The following is a 17,822-nucleotide window of genomic DNA, read 5'->3' as shown; positions in this document are numbered from 1 at the left end:
ATCGACACCGGCGGTTGCGAGCCCGCCACTCAACTTGGTCTTGTCGACCGTCACATTGGCTCTCAACCGGGGACCGGTGGCCAAGACCCTCGAATCGCAGAAATACGTGTAGTTGAATCCAGGCTTGAGTCGATAGGTAGTGATGTTCGGGATAGGCACGAGTGGATTCGGGTTAGTGGGTGCGTTGACGTAGATCTGCGAATACCAACCGCCGCCGTTCGTGGTCACGCATGCTCCCAGATCCAGGGTCCCGGACTGGACAGCGGCGCTTGTCAGGGTCGCACTGTCGGTCCATTTCGCCAATGTGCCCGAGCCGCCGAGCAATACAGCTCCGGCCGCGGCGACTGCCATTGCAGCCTTCGTCGTCTTCTTCATCACGGCACCAGTGCCTTGATTTCGTCCGGAAGTTCGCTCGGGGTAGGAGATTCGGCCCAGTCTCCCGTTGACGTGTCGATGACGGTGACTCCGGAAGGGGTGATTACGTATAGCTGATCGGTACCGGTGAGCCAATGCAGGACAGCGTCGCTGTCAACGGGACCTCGATATACCTCAGCGCCCGATGAATTCGACACGGACACAACCGTTCCGCTGGCAGTCGAGAGCTTCTGGGCGCTGAGACCGGTCGTGGTCGCCGGGGCGTCGACGGGAACCTCGCTCGGGGTGGTCGTAGTTGGTGGCACCGTTGTCGTTGTCGTTGTCGTTGTAGCGGTCGTCGTCTGGGGCGCCGTAGTTGTAGCCGGTGACGAGGTGGTTGTCGACGGTGCAGTTGTGCTGGTGGTTGTCGACGGTGCAGTTGTGCTGGTGGTTGTCACAGCCGGCGCCAATGTCGTGGTGGGCGTGGTGGATGAGGCGGTCGTGGAAGTGACGGCCGTAGTAGGAGTGCTCGGAGCGTCTGCCGCCAGTGCCGGCGCTGCCGATCGACTGAGAGCAGATGTCCCGCTGATCGGACCGCCACACGAGTAGAGCAGGCCGACGAGAATGCTGAATTGGTAGCCGGAGTACGACGGCGTGACCGACGTGCCGCTCAGTCCATGGATTTCGATGTTGTAGGTGCCGACTATGAGCGGGAACGCGACTGTTGTACCGCCCGAGCCGTATCTCATGGAGCCTGTAGTAGACGTTGCGGTGTAGTCGTTCGACCCCAAAAGGTTTCCGCTGGCGTCGCGAGCGATGAGGCGGTATGAGCTTCCGACAGTCGCGGGCCAAGTGATCGTTACTGCGACCGGAACAACGAGCGCAAAATTCACCGCGCAACTGGCTGTGCTTGGCGACGTGGGAAAGGTTGCAGCAGTGCCGAACTGAATGCTTGTTGCCGCGGCTGTGTCGGTGTACCCCGCCTTGGTACCACCGATCTGGGACACACCGACCACCGTGAGACCGACCGTAGCCAAGGCGACGATGGCCTTGAGGGCATGGGAGTCGCCGCGTATGTCCTGACGATCCCGCTGAGGTTCCTCCGCGTCGGAAGCCTCACGTCGACGGAACGCGATGTACAGGAGCCCGCCGACGGCAATCGCACCAAGCACAAGCCCACTCGGTCCGGACAGCCAGACTGCCACGTATCCGAGGCGGTTGATGCTGAAGAAGACGCGATCGGCTTCGGTGATGACGTAGGGATCGGGATCGGCGATCGGATTTGCATCACCACGCAGTTGTGCGACGGCAAGGTTGTTGCCCTGCTGATCTATTGATTCCACACGATGGGTGATGCGCGTGCCTTGGCTGTCGGAGACGCTGACGATGTCACCGACCAGCACTTCCGAAGCAGGCACGGTGCGCGCGAATGCGAGAGCACCGGTATCGATCGTGGGTGACATCGATCCACTCCGAAAGATCAGCGGGGTGATACCGAAAGCCAGACCGGCGATGAAAATGATGATGGATACCAAGCCTGCGAGGGCTCCCAGGCTGAGCAGGACTTCCCGTACCCGGTTCTGCATCGAGGCCTTTGCATGTTTTTTCGTGTGTCGAGCCATTGCCATCACACCTTTGCCGTGAAGGTCAGGACGATGTTCGACGTGCTGTTCGTCGGCGGTGTCGGTGTTGTCGGAAGCTGCACCGAGACACATAAATTCTCGGTAGCCCCGACCGCCAGTGGGCGGTCGGGGCTACCGATGGCTTGATTCGCGGTGAGTGTCAGCGCGAGCGAGGACACAACGTTGGCGCCGTCAGTGCACTTGTTGGCAACAGTTCCGTTGGAGGAAACCGTCATTCGTAGAGAAGTCGTCAACGCACCGCTACTCGTAGACGTGATCGTGTACTTCAGTGGGACAGTTGCCGCTGTGCCCAGGTTGTTGACCTTGATCAGAGCGGTGTTCGAATCACCGGGAATCATTCCGGACTTGCCAAGCTCACTGAAATTCAGGGACTTGGTCAGGGTGGGCTGGGCGGTGCTGTTCAACTGCAGATTGATAGAACCCGTCGTGATGTTGCCCGAGGTTGCCGTGGCGGAAGACGTCCAGGCCGCGAGCGTGGTCACTCCGCCGACACCAAGCACCATCCCCAGCGCGAGCAGCGCGCGAAAACGCGTGCTGGTCAACAGGTGACGAATCCGATGGGCCGGACGGTCAGGGCGCGAGGGCATCGTGCTGGCCTTTCTCGATCTGGGCGGAGTCTGCGGGCGCGAAAGTTGCAGGGTCAGGAGCCAATCGGGCTCGAGCTCGCTCCTTCCGGCCGTCACGGATGCCGCTGATCATCATGTACGACGCGTACAGCAGTAGAGCGGTCACTACGATCACCACGATCACGGTGCGCTGCTCTCCCGTCAGCCAGGTGTTCACGTAACCGAGATAAGGCAGGCTGTACCAGACCTTTCCCCGGATCTGCACCGGCCGTACTTCCTTCTCGTCAGGCTCACCGTTCGCATCGCCCTGGGTGATGAAAGTTCTTTCACCCTTCTGGTTTTCACTTGTGGCGATGATCCGGTGCGTGACGACGGTCGGCTGACCCGATTCCAGCTGGTACGTAATAGGTGTACCGATCCCCAGTTCGGACGGATCGACAGGTTTGACGACTACCAGTGATCCAGGGTTGTACGTCGGGCGCATCGAACCGGTCAGAATCGTGAAGCGCTGTGCTCCGGCAAAGAAGGGAACGACAATGGTTGCGACGATGACTGCCGAAATTGCCAGCAGCAGTGTCCAACTGACGATAGAGGTGACCCACCACAGAGGGCCGGTACGTTCACCGCGTTTGGTCGAGTGTTTTGTCATACCGGACCTGCCTGGAACGTGAAGGTGGCCTTGTTCGTTTGACCGGAGACCGCACCAGAGTCCACCGCGAGCCGCAGACACAAGACGTAGGTGCCGCCAGGCACGAGCGGATCCGGCATGTACGCCGGTGAAACCGGGTGCTGCAGCGACGCGGTCATCGGTGCTGACATCAGGGATGGAACGGCAGGAGCTGCCGTGTTCACGCCGGTCGGGCAGGCGCCTTCGTTGGCGACTCCGTACGTGGTCAACGTGAATCCCGTAAGTGCGGTCGTCGACTGCATTCGCCATTGCAGAGGATCAGTCCCCGAATTCTTGACGGTGAGCGGTGCTTGCACCGTGTTTCCCGGGACAACGGGCGTCGCGGCCGTCGTCAAGTTCGCCAGGGTGTACGCCGCACTGGTTCCGGCAGATGTACCAACCGTGAGGTTGACGCTGGCGGCTGTCGCCGTACCGCCATTCGCGCTCGCCGAATCGGACCACAGCGCGAGCGACTGCTGCGACGATGCGAACACCGCTACAGCAGCCACCGCGACTGCGATCGCTCCCCAGACCTTTTTCCTCATGAAATTACGGGGCCGGTGTCAGTGCTGTCTGAGTGACGACCAACTTCATCGCCGACAAGTTCAGCGACTGGTTCTGCGCGACCTGATTGGCCACCTCGTTGAAGTTCAGCCGGACTCCGACGTGGACGATCGTTCCGTTCTGGGCTTTGGTGATCTGCGAAATCGGGTTGCCACCAGTGTCCTTGATTGTCGTCACGGGCACGACAGCAGCGGCAAGCTCGGCGCTGTTCGCACCCGGAACGATTCCGGCCGTATCAGCGGTCAGAACAGCCGCGAGACGATCGCCCACTGCGGTCACAGTGACGTCGCAGGTGTATTCGATGCTTTCGGTCGTGACGATGCGGTAGGCCGAGATGTTGGTGATCGCGGTCTTCGTCGGGTTGAGGGAGTTCCAACCCCCGCCGACCGGTGCGCAAGAGCTCAGGTCGAGGGCGCCGGACGTGACGGGCCCGCCGCCACTGACGTCGGCCGAATCGCTCCAGACTGCGAGCGAGCCGGCACCGCCGAGGAGGAGGGCACCGGCCGCCGCAGCAGCGATCGCACCCTTGGTCTGCTTCTTCATGAAAATCTCATTTCATGTCTGGGACCCGAAATGGGGCCATTCAGACATGAGTATCAGACACGGCAAACGATTCGTTACCACTTTTCGAAAAATCAATTTTACGACTGGAGTCCAACTGTCACTCGGTGTCGAAATGATCTTTGACCTGCGTCTAACTACTCGTTTGTAAGTTTGGTGCGAATAAAACCGTTGGTTTGTTCAGTTGGACAAAGCGGACGAGTCGGAACCTGGCAAATCTGCTGTTTTTTACCAGTTAATTACCGAGTTTCGGTTTTGTTTTGCAATTTGAATCAATTGTTTGTGTTGCTACGGAATGGATCGGTTGTTGTTCCCACAAGATCGGCGACCGACTCGAGGACGATGGTCGGGCGGTAGGGGTAGAGCTCTACCGACGCGCGGGTCGAGATCCCGGTCATCACCAGAATCGTCTGCAGTCCGGCTTCGAGGCCACAGACGATGTCGGTGTCCATGCGGTCGCCGATCATCAACGTATTGGCGGAATGAGCGCCGATGGACCGCAGGGCTGAGCGCATCATCAAGGCGTTGGGCTTGCCGACGTAGTAGGGATCGCGTCCGGTCGCCTTGGTGATGAGAGCGGCGACCGAGCCGGTGGCCGGCAGCGAGCCGTCTCGCGACGGTCCAGTGGCGTCCGGGTTGGTGGCGATGAACCGCGATCCACGCTCGACCAGGCGAATGGCGGTGGTGATTGCCTCGAAGGAGTACGTTCGCGTCTCGCCGAGGACGACGTAGTCGGGGTCGCTGTCCGTCAGGACGTAACCGATGTCGTGCAGGGCAGTGGTCAGGCCCGATTCGCCGACCACGTAGGCGCTGCCGCCCGGCCGCTGGTTGGCCAGGAACGTCGCGGTTGCGAGCGCTGACGTCCAGATCGACTTCTCCGGGATGTCGAGTCCCGAATTGAGCAGGCGTGCTCGCAGGTCACGCGGGGTGCGGATGGAGTTGTTGGTGAGCACCATGTACGGGATGTCGTTCGACGCCAGCTCTGCCAGGAACGTGTCCGCTCCAGGTATCAAGTGCTCCTCGTGGACGAGAACCCCGTCCATGTCCATGAGGTAGGTCCAACCGGTCTGATCTTCTGTACTGGTCATTACTCCAGTATGTGCGGGTGGCGCCCGATGTGGGCGGTCAAGCGAGAAGGCGCCACAGTCCGATCAGGCCGACGACGACAATCGTGTAGCGCAGTGCAGTGGGGGACAGGCGCCGTCCGTAGCGGGCACCGAGAACGCCACCACCGAGTGAGCCGACGGCGATCAAACCGGCTGCTGCCCAATTGATCTGATCGAATGCCAGAGTGATGTACATCCCTGCTGCAACGATGTTGACGAGCAGCGACAGCAGGTTCTTCGCGCCGTTCATGCGCTGGAGGGTTTCCGGGAGGATGGCACCCATCACACCGATGAGAAGGATGCCCTGCGCGGCAGTGAAGTACCCGCCGTAGATGCCGACTGCAAAAGTGCCGGCGGTCAGGAGCATCAGCCTCTTGGTGGACAGCGTCGTTTCTTCGGTGGAACGCTTCTTGGCCCACGCCTGGATGCGTGGTTGGAGGAGGACGAGCGCGAGAGCGAGGACCAGCAGCACCGGAACGATGGTCTCGAACAGTTTCTCGGGTAGATGCATGAGCAACCACGAACCGAGTAGTGCCCCGGCGAGTGACGCCGGAATCTGCCACTTCAGTCGATCCCACTGTCCGGACAGCTCACGTCGGTAGCCCCAGGTACCCGAAACTCCGCCGGCGACGAGCCCGACCGCGTTGGACATGGTTGCGGTCACGGGCGGCATGCCGAAGGCGACCAGGGTGGGAAACGTGATCAGCGTTCCACTGCCGACCACGGCGTTGATCGCGCCCGCGCCGATACCGGCCAACAAGATGAAGAAAGCGTCGAGTCCACTCACTCCGCAGACGGTACGGCAGAGGAAAAGTCAGTCCGGACGGCGGTCCCGGTCTTCATTCGAACGCTCCATTCAACACGCCGAACGCGGCTGCGGACACCGTTGGAATCAATGCGATTTCAACATCGTGGACCCTTCATTTCCCTTGCAGTGCAGGGAAATACAACATTTGACGACTCGACATTTCGCGTCTAGTCTTTGCTCACCATCCAGAGCGACCGAGAGACCTGGCTCGTCGACGTCGCAGCAACCCCCCGAGTGATCGGGAGCGGGTGCTACCGCCAGGACCGATGGAAGGCATCACATGGGTACCACTTCGCACGCTGCGCACAAGCGACGTCACATCGATCTGTGCCGCACCGCTTCGTGTCACTGTCGCTGACCGAACTCTCGTCGTCTTCGCAACTCGAGCTCACCAACTCGAGGACACAGCTGCGTTCCCATTTCCCCGAAAGGTCTATTCGTGATGTCCACTCCGTCAGGTAGCGCGCCGTGAGCGCGCCCACCGATGTCCGCCCCGAAAAGTCGGTGTCCGAGTCGCAACTACCCGACTCGGAGCTTGTCGTCGCTCGCACCTGGCACCCGTTGCGCTGGGTGATCAGTGCGGTCGTGCTGGTCCTGCTTGCTCAGTTCATCCACGGGCTCGTCGTCAACCCCGGCTGGGACTGGCCGACGTTCGCGCAGTACTTCACCGCGAAATCAGTGCTCGCCGCGCTGTGGATGACGATCAAACTGACCCTGTGGGGGACGATCCTCGGATTCGGTCTCGGTGTTTTCCTGGCACTCGGTCGGTTGTCGAAAAACCCGGTCCTGCAGGTGATCGCCTGGACCTACATCTGGGCCTTCCGCTCGATTCCACTCATCGTGCAGCTGCTCTTCTGGTTCAACATCACATACCTGTACCAGACGCTTTCTCTCGGAATACCTTTCGGGCCCGAGTTCTTCACCTTCCAGGTCAGCGGTGTGATCGGCGGATTCACCGCAGCAGTCATCGGTTTGGCGCTGCACCAGGCTGCATACTCGGCCGAGATCATCCGCTCCGGAATCATCTCGGTGGATCACGGTCAGATCGAAGCTGCTCACTCGCTCGGTATTCCGCGCAGTCGCCAGTTCTTCAAGATCGTTCTCCCGCAGGCAATGCGAGCGATCCTCCCCAACGCCGCCAACGAGGTCATCGGACTCTTCAAGGGAACGTCGATCGTCTCCACCATGGCAATCGCCGAACTGTTCTACCAGGTGCAGGTCATCTTCGGCCGCAACGGACGAGTCGTGCCCCTGCTGATGGTCGCCACGATCTGGTACATCATCCTCACGACGTTGCTCTCGATCGGTCAGTACTACGTGGAGCGCCACTATGCACGAGGATCCGCCCGTGCGCTTCCGTTGACTCCGGTACAGAAGGCGCGCAAGAAGTTCGAAGAGATTCGCGATGCGCGTCTCGATATTCCGAGAGGTGCGACCCGATGACCGCAGAACTGGCCGAAGAGACGGTGTATGCCGTCGAAGCGCGCGGAATTCACAAGTCCTTCGGTGCCTTGGAAGTACTTGCCGGCGTTGATCTCCTGGTCCGCAAGGGCGAAGTGACCGTCATTCTCGGTCCGTCGGGTTCCGGTAAATCCACCTTGCTGCGAACCCTCAATCACCTCGAGAAGGTCGACCGCGGAACCGTACGGATCGACGGAGAGCTGATCGGATACCGGCGCAAGGGAAATCGACTCCACGAACTGCGTGACCGCGAGATCCTGAAACAGCGTTCGCACATCGGATTCGTGTTCCAGAACTTCAACCTGTTTCCGCACCTGACCGCGTTGGAAAACGTGGTGGAAGCGCCGCTCTCGGCCCAGAAGCGTGATCGTGACGAGGTGTACCGCGAGGCCCGCGCGCTGCTCGAGCGAGTGGGGGTAGGCGACAAGGCGGACGAGTATCCGCGCCAACTCTCCGGTGGCCAGCAACAGCGCGTCGCGATAGCGCGAGCGCTGGCACTGCGGCCGGCGGTCATTCTCTTCGACGAGCCGACGTCGGCGCTCGACCCGGAACTGGTGGGCGAGGTTCTCGAAGTCCTCGCTCAGCTGGCCCGTGACGGCGCCACCTTGGTGATCGTCACACACGAGGTCGGATTTGCTCGGGAAGTGGCGGACACTGCGGTCTTCATGGACGGCGGCGTCATCGTCGAACAGGGCCCGCCTTCGCAGGTGATCGACAATCCGGTCCACGAACGGACCAAAGCCTTTCTCTCCCGCGTCCTCTGACGCGACCCAGACTCATTCCCGGAAGGAAAAATTGATGTTCTCCACATCCCGTCGCGCGACTTTTCTGATCTCGGCGCTTGCCACCGTCGGATTGCTCAGCGCTGCATGCAGCAGCGCGGACGCCGAGTCCGACGGCGCCCAGGTCACCGCTGCTGCGGGTTACAACCTCACGGCCGATCAGAACCGCATCACCACCGACAAGGTGGATTCCATCGCCGCCGAGCTACCTCAGGACATCCGCGATCGTGGCACGCTGCGCGTCACCGGTAGTGCCGGTTCCGCTCCGCCGCTCCGTTTCTACGCCGACGACGACACCACCCTCATCGGTTCCGAGACCGACTTCGCCTATCTGATCGGTGACGTTCTCGGCTTGAAGGTCGACCTGCAGACAGCAGATTGGGCACAGAACTTCGTCCGGATCGACTCCGGTGAGGCCGACGCCTTCCTCTCCAATGTGACTGTCACAGAAGAGCGTAAGGAGAAGTACGACTTCGCGACCTACCGTCTCGACACCCTCGCCTTCGAAGCCAAGAAGGGTGCCGGAATCTCCATCAAGGAACCCAAGGACGTCGCGGGCAAGAAGATCGCCGTCTCCTCGGGCACCAATCAGGAAGCGCTGCTGGTCAAGTGGAGTGAGCAGAACGTCGCGGCCGGCCTGGCGCCTACCGACATCTCTTACTACCAGAACACCACCGACTACTACCTCCCGCTGCAGTCCGGCCGGATCGACGCCTACTTCGGCCCGAACCCGTCGTCGCAGTTCCACGCCAAGCAGTCGGGGGAGACCGAGGTTGTCGGAGAGTTCTCCGGGGCCGGCGACACCCTGCAGGGGCAGATCGCGGTGCTGGTGAAGAAGGACAACGGCCTGATCAAGGCGATCAACGACGCGATCAACCACACGATCGAGAACGGCACGTACCAGCAGATCCTCGAGCGCTGGAACATCACCAGCGAAGCCGTCGACACGTCCCTGATCAACCCGCCCGGCCTTCCGAAGACCAAGTGAGCTCTCGTCCATGAGTGAGATTTTCGATGTGATCGTCATCGGCGGAGGACTCGTCGGGTCCTCCGCCGCCTGGCGGCTCGCGGCACGCGGACGTAGCGTCGTTCAGCTGGAACAGTTCGGGCCGAGTCACAAGCACGGTGCGTCGCACGGTACTTCGCGTATCTACCGGCAGGCGTACGACAATCACCTGTACACAGGTTTGGCGGCCGACGCGCTGCCGCTGTGGCGGGAGTTGGAGACCACGACGGACATCGGGTTCCTGGAACTCACCGGTGCCGTCGATCACGGCCTGCCGCAGGCAGTGCAGTCCAAGGCGAAGATACTTCGCGAGGCGGGCATCAAGGGTGAGATCCTCACCCCTGCCGAGGCGTCCGCCCGTTGGCCGGGGCTGCGATTCGACACCACGGTGCTCCATCACCCCGACGCAGGCCGGTTGCACGCGGACCGCGCCGTGACCGCTCTGAAGGCGGGAGCGGTGTTTGCCGGTGCCGAGGTCCGTCACGATGTTCGGGTGTTGGCACTCGCGCGAGCGTCCCACGGCGTGGACGTGGTGACGGACAGTGGAACGCTCGCAGCTCGTCAGGTCGTGATCGCGGCCGGTGCGTGGACTGCGGACCTGATCGCAGACAGCGGTCTCGGCTCCGAGATCGTATTGCCGACACTGCGCACGACACAGGAACAACCAGCACACTTCGCACCGCTCGATCCCGGAGTCGAGTGGCCGAGTTTCGTTCACCACACCGGCGCAGAATTGGAGACCGCGGGGATCTACGGGCTCGGTTCCGAGGACGGGATCAAGATCGGCGAACACGCGACCGGGCCGGTGGTGACTCCGCAGACCCGTGACTACACCCCTGACGTCGACGGAGAGCGGCGATTGGCCCAGTACGCCGAGTCGTGGTTGCCCGGCGTCGATTCCACCCGTGTCGAGTCGATCACGTGCCTGTACACGAGCACGCCGGACAGTAACTTCGTCATCGACCGAGTCGGCGCCGTCACAGTGGCGGCGGGGTTCTCGGGGCATGGGTTCAAGTTCGGTCCGGCCTTGGGTGAACTTGTGGCGGACCTCGTCGACGGAACCACCATCGCTCCGGAAGTTTTCAGGCTGGGGGAGCGTTGACCAGATTCATGGAGGAAAGTGTTGTGGCACTGGAGCTCGGAACTCGGCAGCTCGAGGGTATCGGAGCGGTAGAGGTCTATTCGGTATCGCAGGACGATCCCCTGGCAGCTCCACTGATCGCAGAGTTGGCACTCGAATACAGTTCGCGTTACGGCGGGACTCGCGAAGCGATGCTCGAGGATCTCACGACGTATCCGGCAGAAGAATTTGCCTACCCGCAGGGTGCGCTTCTGGTGCTCACCCACGACGGTCTGCCGATCGCCGGTGGTGCGTTTCGTCAATTCGATTCCACCACTGCCGAACTGAAGAGAATCTGGACATCGGTCGACTATCGGAAGCGCGGCCTCGGCAAGGCCGTCGTTCGCGAGTTGGAACGAGAGATCGAACTTCGTGGATACAACCGGGTGTTTCTCACGACGGGTCCTCGGCAGCCGGAGGCCGTCGCGCTGTATCTGTCCAGTGGATACACACCGCTTTACGACGCGTCACTCTCGCCCGAAGAGGTGGGCATCCACCCGTTCGAAAAGCAGCTTCGGGTCCTCGAAAATGTGACCCGAGCAGCAATTCCTACCGACCGGGTTGACAACACCCGGGTTTGACCTCGTACACTTGCGAACGACCATCCAGAGCGACCGAGAGACCTGGCTCATTGAAGTCGCAGCAACCCCCCGAGTGATCGGGTGCGGGTGCTACCGCCAGGACCGATGGAGGAACACGAAATGAAGGCAGTCGAAGGCGGTTTCGATACCGCCTGGTCGCGTCGTCACGTAGACCTGTGCCGCACCGCGGGATCTTTCTGTACCAACTGACCTCTCGGTCAGTCATTCACACTCAGGCGAGTCGTCGACAAGTCTGTTTTCTCTTCTCACACAAGTGATTCGTGCTCGATCGCCTCTTTCGTCTCAGGCGACGGGTGCGCTCTTCGGCATGCCTCGTTAGGAGTTCTTGGTGTCTTCGCCCTCATTCGGTGCCCGCAAACGCGCGACCGTAATCGCCGGTATCGGTGCTGTCTCGGTTCTCGGCACCGTCCTCGCCGGCTGCAGCAGCGGGAGTGACAGTGCTGCCGACGCAGGCCCCGCCCAGTCCGGCGGAACCCTTCGCTACGGTCTGTCGCAGGCGCCGACGTGCGCCGATCCGGCCCAGGCCGGCAGTAACCAGACCGTGTATGTCACTCGGACAGTGGTGGATTCGCTTACCGATCAAAATCCCGACACCGGAGAGATCACCCCGTGGCTCGCCAAGAGCTGGGAGATCAGCCCCGACGCCGCTAGCTTCACGTTCGTCCTTCGCGACGACGCCACCTTCAGTGACGGCACACCGGTGACGGCGGATTCGGTGAAGAAGACCTTCGACTCGGTCAAGAACCTGGGACCGAACGCGTCGTTGGCGAAGAGTTACCTGTCCTCGTACACCGGTACCGACGTCGTAGATGCTCACACGGCGAAGATCAATTTCTCCGGACCCAATGTTCAGTTCCTGCAAGCAACTTCGACGCCACAGCTCGGAATCCTCGCCGATTCCACCACCGCGCTGGCATCCGAGCAGCGCTGCCCCGGTGCAGCGGTGATCGCCTCCGGACCGTTCGTGTACACCGACTGGCAGCAGGACAAGAGCGTCAAGATCGCCAAGCGTGCGGGATACAACTGGGCCTCGGATGCGGTCGCGCATCAGGGCGAGGCGTACCTCGATGGCGTCGACTTCACGGTGGTTCCCGAATCCGGTGTGCGGGCCGGCAGCGTGGCCTCCGGCCAGCTCGATGCGGTCAGCGATGCGCTTCCGCAGGATGCGCCGCAAATCGAAGGCGCGGGTGGACGAATCCTCACAAGGCCGAACCCGGGTGTGAGCTTCTTCTTCCAGCCCAACGTCAGTCGCGGCGTTCTCGCTGATCAGGCTGTTCGTCAGGCCATCATTCCCGCGATCAACCGCCAAGAACTCGTCGACACCGTTCTGGATCCGTCGTTCTTCCCGGCCACGAGCCCGCTGGCTCACACCACTCCGCTCTACAGCGACGAATCCAGTGTCGTGACGTACGACGCCGACAAGTCGGCGAAACTCCTCGACGCGGCTGGTTGGAAGACCGGCAGCGACGGTATCCGCGAGAAGGACGGGCAGAAGCTCACTTTCAGCGTCACCTTCAGTCCGGTGTTCTCGGGTAACCAGGCCATCCTCGAGCTCGTGCAGCAGCAGCTCAAGAAGGTCGGCGTCGACCTGCAGCTCAACCTGGTCTCGAACGGTGAATGGACCGAGAAGGGAGTATCGGGTGATTACGATTCGCTGTATTACAACAGCACTCGCGCGGACGCCGACATCTTGCGGGCATCGTTCAGCACCGAAGGCCGCAACCTGAACCGTCGCGGCGCAGATCCGGAGCTCGACAAGGTACTCACAGACCAGCTTGCAGCCACGGACAACGGCCAACGCGGCGAACTGGTATCCACCGCACAGGAATTGATCCTCGACCGTGGACTCTCCATCCCCACCATCGAGCTCTCGCAGGCCATCGGCGCCGGATCGAGTGTGCAGGACCTGAACTTCGAAGCCTCCTCGCGCCTGCAGTTCTACGACGCATGGTTGTCGGGTAAGTAATCATGACTCGATACGTACTCACCCGACTGGGCCAGGCCGCAGTGGTTCTGTGGGCCGCCTTCACCATCTCGTTCGTGATTCTGTTCCTCCTGCCCAGTGATCCCGTCAGCATGGCTGCCGACTCGTCCGGTCAGGGTGTTGCAGTGGATCAGGCTGCGCTCGATCAGCTTCGGGCACGGTACGGCTTGGACCAGTCGGTGTGGGTGCAGTACTGGACGTCGCTGACGAATGCTCTTCGCGGCGATTTCGGTACGTCCATCTCCACCGGTCAGTCGGTGACGGATGCCATCTTCTCGGCGCTGCCGAGCACTCTGGTCTTGGCAACTACCGCTTTGGTTCTGGCCGTGTTGTTCGGAGTGGCGATCGCGTTCTTCGCTACCTACACCCGCAAGCGGTGGCTCGCGAATCTGTTGTTCTCACTGCCGCCGCTGGGTGTGGCGGTGCCTACCTTCTGGGTTGGCCTGATTCTTCTGCAGCTGTTCTCGTTCCGTCTGCACATCTTCCCCGCTTTCGGAGACAAGGGATTCGCAACGGTGATTCTTCCGGCGATCACCTTGGCGATCCCGACCGGCGCGGTGATCGCGCAGGTACTCACGACCAGCCTGCAGTCGACGCTGCGTTCGCCGCACGTGGAGACTGCGTATGCCAAGGGCGCCAGCCGCTGGCGCGTGCAGACCCGTCATGCGTTGCGACTGGCGAGCATTCCGGCATTCACCATCGCCGGTGTACTGGTCGGCACGCTGCTGGCGGGCTCGGTGGTTGTGGAAACGGTGTTCTCTCGCGCGGGCGTCGGCCGTCTGACACAGACGTCGGTGATGGCGCAGGACATCCCGGTGGTGCAGGGAGTCGTTGTGTTCGCCTCTCTCGTGTTCGTGCTCGTCAACCTCGCGGTCGACCTCTTCTACCCCTTGATAGATCCACGGATCATCCAGACGAAGAAGAGTCACACCGAAAAGTCGAATACCGAAAGCTCGACCGATCTGGAGCCGGCTCATGTCTGACACATTGATCGAACCCCTACTCCTCGATCCGACCGTCGAGGCGAAGGCACCTGTTGTTTCGCGCCGAAAGTCCACGGCCATCGGCTGGATCCGAAAGCCCAGCTTGGTGATTCCGGTGTTGATCGTGTTGCTTGCCATCGGCTTTGCCGTCGCACCCGGATTCTTTGCCAGCGGCGATCCGTTGTCCGGTGTCCCGGCGGACAAACTGCAGGGCCCGAGCCTGGCTCACTGGTTCGGAACCGACAATCTCGGACGTGACCTGTACACACGGTTCGTGCACGGCGCCGCGCTGTCCCTGACCGCAACCTTGGTGGCGGTCGGAATCGCATTGGTGGCGGGATCGATAATCGGTTTGCTCGCGGGCTTTGTCGGTGGCGTCGTCGACGCCGTGCTGATGCGCATCGTCGACGTGCTGCTGTCCATTCCGGCGCTGCTGCTCTCGTTGGCACTGGTGACCGCACTCGGCTTCGGCACCATCAACGTCGCCATCGCGGTCGGCGTCAGCATGGTCGCCAATTTCGCGCGAGTGATGCGTGCCGAAGTGATGCGGGTGCGCGGCGCTCAGTACGTCGAGGCCGCGTTCAGTTCGGGTGTGCAGTGGCTCGGTGTCCTGCGTCGGCACGTGCTTCCCAACTCCTACGCGCCGGTGGTCGCGCTGTCCGCTGTCGAGTTCGGGCAGGCAGTACTGGCGGTGTCGGCTCTGAGCTTCTTGGGATTCGGCGCCGTTCCGCCTACCCCGGAATGGGGATCGCTGGTATCCGAGGGACGTAATTTCCTCGCCAATGCCTGGTGGATGACCACACTTCCCGGTCTCGCGATTGTCGCCGTGGTCATCTCGGCACACCGTATCGGCCACGAGATCGAAAGGAACAACCGGCGATGAGCACGACCGAAGAACAGCTGCTTTCCGTCACCGACTTACAGATCGCCTACGGCGCCGAGCCCGCGGTATCCGGCGTGAGCTTCACCGTCGGCCGCGGCGAAGTAGTTGCGGTGGTCGGGGAATCGGGTTCCGGTAAGTCGACCACGGCCCACGCGATATTGGGTCTGCTCGCCGGCAGTGGCCACGCCACCGGCGGGACCGTCGAGTTCGAGGGTGAACAGATCGACTCGTATTCCGACCGTGCGTGGCAGCGAATCCGCGGCGCGCGTATCGGTTTGGTGCCGCAGGATCCGACGACCTCGCTCAACCCGGTGACCCGGATCGGCGACCAGGTTGCAGAAGTCCTCCGGATCCACGGCCTCGCAGACCGCCGCAAAGCCCGGTTGGACGCCGTCGAGGTGCTCGAGCGTGCGGGTATCGACCGGCCGGAAATCCGAGCACGCCAGTACCCACACGAGCTCTCCGGCGGTATGCGGCAACGAGTTCTGATCGGTATCGCGCTTGTCGCGAACCCGGCCCTCGTCATCGCCGACGAGCCGACCAGTGCTCTGGACGTCACGGTTCAACGACGCATCCTCGACCACTTGGACGAGCGAATCGCCGAATCCGGTGCCGCCGTGCTTCTGATCACGCACGACCTGGGTGTGGCCGCAGACCGCGCGGACCGGATCCTGGTGATGCAGGGCGGCATGATCGTCGAATCCGGCCGCACCGCGGATATTCTGGACAACCCGCGAGACGAGTACACGAAGAAACTTCTGAGCTCTGCGCCGAGCCTGTCCTCGGGACCAGTCGTTCGCCCGGTCCGCCAGGACACCAGCCCGCTGCTGACCCTGACGGGAATCACCAAGCACTTCAACGTCGGACGCGGGAGTTCGATCACCGCGGTGAACGAAGTGTCGCTGACTGTTCCGAGGGGTCAGACGGTGTCGTTGGTGGGGGAGTCGGGCTCCGGCAAGTCGACCACCGCACGCATTGCCGTGCGATTGGAGCAGGCGGACACAGGCACCATCACCTTCGACGGACACGACATCACGAAGGTCAAGGGCAGCGACCTGCGTGAGCTGCGCCGAAAGATCCAGCTCGTGTACCAGAACCCCTATGCATCACTCGACCCGAAATTGTCCGTCCAGGACATCGTTGCGGAGCCGCTGCGGGCCTTCAAGGTTGGTGGACGCAGCCAGCAGCAGACTCGTGCGGCAGAGTTGCTCGATCAGGTTGCACTTCCCGAGCAGTTCCTGAGCCGCAAACCGGCCGAACTCTCGGGCGGCCAGCGTCAACGGGTGGCGATCGCTCGTGCGCTCGCGTTGAAGCCGGACCTGCTCGTTCTCGACGAACCTGTGTCCGCTCTCGACGTCTCGGTGCAAGCGCAGATTCTGGCGCTACTCGACGAGTTGCAGCGAGAACTGGGCCTGACCTATCTCTTCATTTCCCACGATCCGGCGGTTGTTCGCCAGATCAGCGACGTCGTCGGCGTCATGCAGGCCGGGCGATTGCTCGAAATCGGCACTACCACCGAGATTTTCGACAATCCCCGAAACGAGTACACACGCACACTTCTCGACGCGATCCCCGGGCGGGATCATTCGACACGAAAGGCCGAACATGTCCGAGCGTAGTTCCGGAGCATTCCTGGTCGGTCTCGAATTCGAGGGCACCGGAGCTCATCCGTACTCCTGGCGACGCGAGGACTCACGCGCCGAAGATCTGTTCACACCGTCGTACTGGGTGGACCTGGTGACCACCGCGGATCGGGGTGGGGTGGATCTGGCGTTCCTCCCTGACTCGTTCGGACTGCAATCCGAAGGCCGGCACGCAGTGCGCGGGAGATTGGAGGCGGTGGCAACTGCGGCGCGGCTGAGTGCCGTGACCTCGCGCATCGGTCTGATCCCCACTGCGACAGTCACGCACACCGAGCCGTTCCACATTTCCAAGGCCGTCGCGAGTATCGACTACTCGTCTGCTGGGCGGGCCGGTTGGCAGGTCGCGGTGTCCGACACCGCCGAGCAGGCGGCGTTGTTCGGCCGAAAGACAGTGCAGGGTCCTGAGTCTGCGTGGGAGGAAGCGTCCGAGGCTGTCGAGGTGGTCAGTCGGCTGTGGGACAGCTGGGAGGACGACGCCGAGATACGTGACGCTGCGAGCGGACGATTCATCGATCGGGACAAGCTGCACTACATCGACTTCGAGGGAAAGAACTTTTCCGTCAAGGGCCCGTCCATCACGCCGCGCTCCCCGCAGGGGCAGCCGCTGATCGCCGTCGACGCGAGCAGGCCGGAGGCACGCGAGCTCGCTGTTGCGCGCGGAGATCTGATTCGGATCTCGGCAACCGATCTCGCCGAGGCCAAAACTACGGCCAAGCTGGTCCACGCGAGTGCCGCCGCCCTCGGGCGCAGCGTGCGGGTTCTCCTCGACGTCGACGTGCTCCTCGGCGCCGATCGCGGTGCCGCCGACGACGCTTTGGCGGAACTCGAGGAATGGGCGGGAGCGCCGTATGCCCCGCACTCGCTGTTCTATCGCGGTGACAGCGCGGGTTTGACTGCGCTGCTGCGTGAGATCGGTGGGCTGGCCGGGGTCGACGGTGTGGTTCTGCGTCCACTGGCGCTGGCCGCCGCCGTGGAGAAGATCGCGACGGACGTAGTGCCAACTCTCAATCCGCGACCGAGTACCGCCCCGACGCTGCGCGAGCGGTTGGGCTTCCAGTTGCCCGTCAATCAGTTCGCGTAGCGCGAGTA

20 protein-coding genes and 2 riboswitches are annotated in these 17,822 nt (G+C 62.0%); of the genes, 12 read left to right on the top strand and 8 right to left on the bottom strand.

The features are described from left to right. The 8 genes from ACYP01_RS19850 to ACYP01_RS19815 all read right to left on the bottom strand — a co-directional run. Positions 1-375 (bottom strand): alternate-type signal peptide domain-containing protein (locus tag ACYP01_RS19850; RefSeq protein WP_459681912.1); only part of this gene is annotated, 375 nt, incomplete at its 3' end. Next, positions 375-1,976 carry a signal peptidase I gene (locus tag ACYP01_RS19845; RefSeq protein ID WP_459681909.1) on the bottom strand — a complete coding sequence of 534 codons (1,602 nt, stop codon included), beginning with the start codon at positions 1,974-1,976 and terminating at the stop codon, positions 375-377. The genes ACYP01_RS19845 and ACYP01_RS19850, both read right to left, overlap by 1 nt. A 5-nt stretch (positions 1,977-1,981) precedes the next feature. Further along, complete coding sequence (locus tag ACYP01_RS19840) at positions 1,982-2,539, bottom strand: SipW-dependent-type signal peptide-containing protein (protein WP_190287650.1); 558 nt, start codon at positions 2,537-2,539, stop codon at positions 1,982-1,984. 28 nt (positions 2,540-2,567) lie between these two features. Then, positions 2,568-3,212 (bottom strand): signal peptidase I, encoded by a 645-nt coding sequence (locus ACYP01_RS19835; RefSeq protein ID WP_214514580.1) that lies wholly within the window; start codon positions 3,210-3,212, stop codon positions 2,568-2,570. Further along, positions 3,209-3,775, bottom strand: coding sequence for a hypothetical protein (locus ACYP01_RS19830; protein ID WP_404650019.1), 567 nt, complete (start codon positions 3,773-3,775; stop codon positions 3,209-3,211). The genes ACYP01_RS19835 and ACYP01_RS19830 overlap by 4 nt, the downstream gene beginning before the upstream one ends. A 4-nt stretch (positions 3,776-3,779) precedes the next feature. Further along, positions 3,780-4,337, bottom strand: a complete 558-nt coding sequence (locus ACYP01_RS19825; RefSeq protein ID WP_047269467.1) for an alternate-type signal peptide domain-containing protein — start codon at positions 4,335-4,337, stop codon at positions 3,780-3,782. Between the two features lie 290 nt (positions 4,338-4,627). After that, positions 4,628-5,443, bottom strand: a complete 816-nt coding sequence (locus ACYP01_RS19820) for an HAD-IIA family hydrolase (protein WP_003944345.1) — start codon at positions 5,441-5,443, stop codon at positions 4,628-4,630. A gap of 37 nt (positions 5,444-5,480) precedes the next feature. Further along, complete coding sequence (locus tag ACYP01_RS19815) at positions 5,481-6,248, bottom strand: sulfite exporter TauE/SafE family protein (RefSeq protein WP_003944404.1); 768 nt, start codon at positions 6,246-6,248, stop codon at positions 5,481-5,483. A 199-nt stretch (positions 6,249-6,447) separates the two neighbouring features. After that, positions 6,448-6,542, top strand: a riboswitch (SAM riboswitch). A 7-nt stretch (positions 6,543-6,549) separates the two neighbouring features. Between ACYP01_RS19815 and ACYP01_RS19810 the strand changes: the two genes are divergently transcribed. The 12 genes from ACYP01_RS19810 (at position 6,550) to ACYP01_RS19755 (ending at position 17,814) form a co-directional block, all read left to right on the top strand. After that, the gene (locus tag ACYP01_RS19810; RefSeq protein WP_350318888.1) at positions 6,550-6,627 is read left to right on the top strand and encodes a putative leader peptide; all 78 of its coding nucleotides are present in this window, start codon (positions 6,550-6,552) and stop codon (positions 6,625-6,627) included. A gap of 110 nt (positions 6,628-6,737) precedes the next feature. Beyond that, on the top strand, positions 6,738-7,712 hold the full coding sequence (locus tag ACYP01_RS19805) for an amino acid ABC transporter permease (protein ID WP_003944440.1): 975 nt from the start codon (positions 6,738-6,740) through the stop codon (positions 7,710-7,712). Next, positions 7,709-8,494, top strand: a complete 786-nt coding sequence (locus ACYP01_RS19800) for an amino acid ABC transporter ATP-binding protein (RefSeq protein WP_050655070.1) — start codon at positions 7,709-7,711, stop codon at positions 8,492-8,494. The genes ACYP01_RS19805 and ACYP01_RS19800 overlap by 4 nt, the downstream gene beginning before the upstream one ends. 34 nt (positions 8,495-8,528) lie before the next feature. After that, positions 8,529-9,500, top strand: a complete 972-nt coding sequence (locus tag ACYP01_RS19795) for an ABC transporter substrate-binding protein (protein ID WP_007726832.1) — start codon at positions 8,529-8,531, stop codon at positions 9,498-9,500. A gap of 10 nt (positions 9,501-9,510) precedes the next feature. Further along, on the top strand, positions 9,511-10,620 hold the full coding sequence (locus ACYP01_RS19790) for an FAD-dependent oxidoreductase (protein ID WP_459681903.1): 1,110 nt from the start codon (positions 9,511-9,513) through the stop codon (positions 10,618-10,620). Between the two features lie 8 nt (positions 10,621-10,628). After that, entirely contained in the window at positions 10,629-11,219 is a 591-nt protein-coding gene (locus tag ACYP01_RS19785; RefSeq protein ID WP_050768581.1) for a GNAT family N-acetyltransferase, read from the top strand. Between the two features lie 17 nt (positions 11,220-11,236). After that, positions 11,237-11,331: riboswitch (SAM riboswitch) on the top strand. After that, a complete protein-coding gene (locus tag ACYP01_RS19780) occupies positions 11,325-11,429 on the top strand; it encodes a putative leader peptide (RefSeq protein ID WP_019749498.1) in 105 nt (34 codons plus the stop codon). (Overlaps the previous riboswitch by 7 nt.) A gap of 139 nt (positions 11,430-11,568) precedes the next feature. Continuing rightward, positions 11,569-13,206: an ABC transporter substrate-binding protein gene (locus ACYP01_RS19775; RefSeq protein WP_003944291.1), complete on the top strand. Its 1,638-nt coding sequence runs from the start codon at positions 11,569-11,571 to the stop codon at positions 13,204-13,206. Positions 13,207-13,208: 2 nt separating this feature from the next. Continuing rightward, the gene (locus ACYP01_RS19770) at positions 13,209-14,207 is read left to right on the top strand and encodes an ABC transporter permease (RefSeq protein ID WP_003944382.1); all 999 of its coding nucleotides are present in this window, start codon (positions 13,209-13,211) and stop codon (positions 14,205-14,207) included. Beyond that, positions 14,200-15,090 carry an ABC transporter permease gene (locus tag ACYP01_RS19765; RefSeq protein ID WP_459681897.1) on the top strand — a complete coding sequence of 297 codons (891 nt, stop codon included), beginning with the start codon at positions 14,200-14,202 and terminating at the stop codon, positions 15,088-15,090. Before ACYP01_RS19770 ends, ACYP01_RS19765 begins: the two co-directional genes overlap by 8 nt. Beyond that, a complete protein-coding gene (locus tag ACYP01_RS19760) occupies positions 15,087-16,709 on the top strand; it encodes a dipeptide ABC transporter ATP-binding protein (protein ID WP_459681894.1) in 1,623 nt (540 codons plus the stop codon). The genes ACYP01_RS19765 and ACYP01_RS19760 overlap by 4 nt, the downstream gene beginning before the upstream one ends. Further along, positions 16,696-17,814 carry an LLM class flavin-dependent oxidoreductase gene (locus ACYP01_RS19755; protein WP_459681892.1) on the top strand — a complete coding sequence of 373 codons (1,119 nt, stop codon included), beginning with the start codon at positions 16,696-16,698 and terminating at the stop codon, positions 17,812-17,814. The genes ACYP01_RS19760 and ACYP01_RS19755 overlap by 14 nt, the downstream gene beginning before the upstream one ends. The last annotated feature ends 8 nt before the right edge of the window (positions 17,815-17,822 follow it).

It is taken from the genome of Rhodococcus sp. no. 34, assembly GCF_054589475.1.
Note: the sequence above shows the minus strand (reverse complement) of the source record. Positions and strands in the feature narration are given on the sequence as shown.